The following is a 2,839-nucleotide window of genomic DNA, read 5'->3' as shown; positions in this document are numbered from 1 at the left end:
GCCCGATGACCACGGCCGCCAGCCCCGCCGCCGCGGCCGCGGCGGCGGGGAGCAGGCAGCGCACGAGCAGGTCCTGTACGGCTTCGGTGTCATCGACCATGCGGCTGAGCAGGTCGGCGCCGCCGTGCCTCGGCTGCTGGGGCGGGATGAGAGCCTGGAAGAGGCGTTCCCGGGTGCCTGCCTGGGCGCGGAGTGCGACGTCGTGGCCGGTGAGGCGTTCGGCGTAGCGGAAGACGCCCTTGCTGGTGGCGAATGCCCTGGTCGCCACGATCGCCACGCTCAGGGCGGCGAGCGACGGCTGCTGCGCTGCCCGGGTGATCAGCCATGCGGCGGCGGCGATGAGCCCGAGCCCGGCCAGATCGGCCGCCGCCCCGGCCAGCACGGCCCAGACCAGCCGCACACCCATGCGCCGGTTCACTGTCCGCTCCCTTCGCCTGGCCGCACCGCTGCCACCTGATCACGCGGCGGGCGATGATGCGGGGCCGCCTCCGGCGCACCTCCCACGGAAAGGCCACCACCTTCCGCCGCCATGTCGTCCTGCGCGGTCGGGTCGTCCTGCGCGGCTGGGTCCTCCTGCGCGGTCGCGTTGCTCTGCGTGGCCGGACCGCTCCCAGTCGGGTCGCTCTTCCCGATCGCGTTGCCCTTTGCGGCGGCGTCGCCATCTGCCGTGGTAGCGCCCTTTGCGGTGCCGTCACCCTTCGAGGTGGTGTCGCGTTGGGTGGTGTCGCTCGGTGCGCCCGCGTCGCGCTCGGTGGTGGCGCCTGCCGACGTGGTGGCTGCCCCTCCCCCCGCGATGTCGCCGCTCGGCGCCGACACGCCTCCGCTTCGCGCCGTCGGCTCACCGGTTCCCGCGGGGCTCCCGTCGAGGTGGGTAGTCCTGCGGGTGGTGTCGGAGACGACGCGGCCCTCGTGGATGCGGATGACGCGGTCGGCGAGCTCGATCATGGCGGGCCGGTGGGCGACGATGACGGCCGTACGGTCCTGGGCCAGGTCCGCGGTGGCCGCCACCACGGCCGCCTCGCTGCGGCCGTCCAGGCGGGCGGTGGGCTCGTCGAGGAGCAGCACCGACGCCTGGGGACGGCAGAAGGCCCGCGCGAGCGCGATCCGCTGCCGCTGACCGGCCGAGAGGTTGGCCCCGCGCTCGCCCACCACCGTGTCGAACCCCTGCGGCAGCCCGTCCACGAAGTCCGCGTGCGCGGCGGCGGCCGCCGTGCGGACCTCGTCCAGGGTGGCCGAGGGTGCCCCGAGCCGGATGTTGCCGGCCACCGACGTGGCGAACAGGTGCGGCCGCTGCGCCACGAACGCCAGCCGCGCCCGCCAGCTGCCCAGGTCCAGCTCGCGCAGGTCCGTCCCGTTGATGAGGACCCGGCCCTCCGACGGGTGGATGAAGCCGAGGATGAGATGGAGCAGGGTGCTCTTGCCCCCGCCGCTCTCGCCGACCAGCGCCACCCGTTCGCGCGGGCCGATGGTGAGGGAGACGTTCTCCAGCGCGGCGCCGTCGCGGCCGGGGTAGCGGACGGTCACGTTCTCCAAGCGGATCTCCGGCGCCCCAACCGAGGGCGCCCCAACCGAGGGCGCCCCAACCGAGGGCGCCCCAACCGAGGGTGCGCCAGCCGATGGTGCCCCGGCCGATGGTGCCCCGCCCGGCGATGCCGGGGCCGGCCGCCGCCCCGGATCGGTGCCGGATTCGTCCAGTACGGCGAAGGCCGCGTCAGCGGCCGCCACCCCCTCCATCGAGGCGTGGAAACGCGTCCCCATCGCCCGCAGCGGCAGGTACGCCTCCGGCGCCAGCAGCAGCACCAGCAGCGCCGTCGTCAGATCCAGCGACCCGCCCAGCAGCCGCAGCCCGATCGGCACCGCCACGAGCGCCAGCGACAGCGACGCGCACAGCTCCAGCACCAGCGACGACAGGAACGCCACCCGCAAGGTTCGCATCGTCGCGCTCCGGTGCGCGTCCGCGACCTGCTGGATGACGCCCGCCTGGTACCGGGCGCGCCCGAAGGCCCGCAGGGTGGGCAGTCCGCGCACCACGTCCAGGAAGTGACCGCCGAGCCGCGACAGGGCCAGGAACTGGCGCTCGGTGACGGCCTTGGTGGTCATGCCCACCAGCGCGCCGAAGATCGGGATCAGGGGCAGCGTGACCAGGACGATGACCGCGCTGCCCAGGTCGGCGGCGAACAGCCGTACCAGCACCGCGAGCGGCACCACCCCGGCGACCGCGATGGACGGCAGATAGCCGGTGAGGTACGCGTCGAGCCCGTCCAGGCCGCGCCCCGCGAGCGTGACCAGCTCGCCCGAGCGGTGGGCGGTGAGCCGCCCGGGCCCGAGGTCCCGCAGGCGGCCCAGCAGCCGGTGGCGCAACGCCGACTTCACGCCGGTCGCGGTGCGCCCCGCGAAGACGCCCTGCTCCCAGGCGAGCAGCGCCCGTACGCCCACCACCGCCGCCAGCCCGGCCAGGGCGACGGCGGTGAACCTGCCGGACAGCACCCCGGCCAGCAGCTCGGCCTGCACCAGAACGAGCAGCCCCGCCAGCACCGCCGCGACCATGGTCACGGCCAGGTGGCGGCGAACCGACCGCTCGGCCCGCATGAGCCGGAGGAGATCCTTATGCACGAGCCCTCAGAAGAACGACGGGAGCCGGAAAGCGTCCTTCCCTGGGCGGAAAGTGCGCCATACCCATATTTGCGCGCCCAGCACGATGGGCGCGCACGGCAGCACCATGACACTGAGCACATTCAACGTAGCCGGAGGCGCGCTGTAGTCCAGCAGGTACGGCATCGCGCCCACGAGCACCCCCAGCGCCGGGACCGCCGCCACGAACCCCGACACCGCCAGGGCA

Annotated in this window: 1 protein-coding gene and 2 pseudogenes; all 3 read right to left on the bottom strand. The window is 74.4% G+C overall.

The features are described 5' to 3' along the window. Positions 1–418 (bottom strand): annotated as a pseudogene (locus AB0J09_RS61475) (thiol reductant ABC exporter subunit CydC); the annotation flags it as partial. Continuing rightward, positions 415–2,613: a thiol reductant ABC exporter subunit CydD gene (gene cydD / locus AB0J09_RS61470; RefSeq protein WP_360713314.1), complete on the bottom strand. Its 2,199-nt coding sequence runs from the start codon at positions 2,611–2,613 to the stop codon at positions 415–417. The pseudogene AB0J09_RS61475 and the gene cydD, both read right to left, overlap by 4 nt. A gap of 6 nt (positions 2,614–2,619) precedes the next feature. After that, positions 2,620–2,839, bottom strand: a pseudogene (locus AB0J09_RS61465) (cytochrome d ubiquinol oxidase subunit II); the annotation flags it as partial.

This window comes from Nonomuraea sp. NPDC049784, assembly GCF_040659615.1.
In the GTDB taxonomy this organism is placed as follows: domain Bacteria; phylum Actinomycetota; class Actinomycetes; order Streptosporangiales; family Streptosporangiaceae; genus Nonomuraea.
Note: the sequence above shows the minus strand (reverse complement) of the source record. Positions and strands in the feature narration are given on the sequence as shown.